This window comes from Paraburkholderia sp. SIMBA_053 (assembly GCF_046534895.1).
Classification (GTDB): Bacteria; Pseudomonadota; Gammaproteobacteria; order Burkholderiales; family Burkholderiaceae; genus Paraburkholderia; species Paraburkholderia caledonica.
On record NZ_JAWRXU010000868.1, the window covers coordinates 1 to 265 of the forward strand.

At 58.1% G+C, this 265-nt stretch carries 1 pseudogene; it reads left to right on the forward strand.

Annotated features, from left to right (window positions below):
- Positions 1-265: pseudogene (locus tag SB753_RS38070) on the forward strand (excinuclease ABC subunit B); the annotation flags it as partial.

A 265-nucleotide genomic window follows, 5' to 3' on the forward strand; every position in this document is an offset into this window, starting at 1 on the left:
CGCGTGGAATTGTTCGACGACGAAGTGGAAACGCTGCAACTGTTCGATCCGCTTACCGGCCGTGTGCGTCAGAAAATTACGCGCTTCACCGTGTATCCGTCGTCGCATTACGTGACGCCGCGCGATACGGTTGTGCGTGCAGTCGAAACCATCAAGGCGGAGTTGCGCGAGCGGCTGGAGTTCTTCTATAGCCAGGGCAAGCTCGTTGAAGCGCAGCGGCTCGAACAGCGCACGCGCTTCGATCTGGAAATGTTGCAGGAGCTTG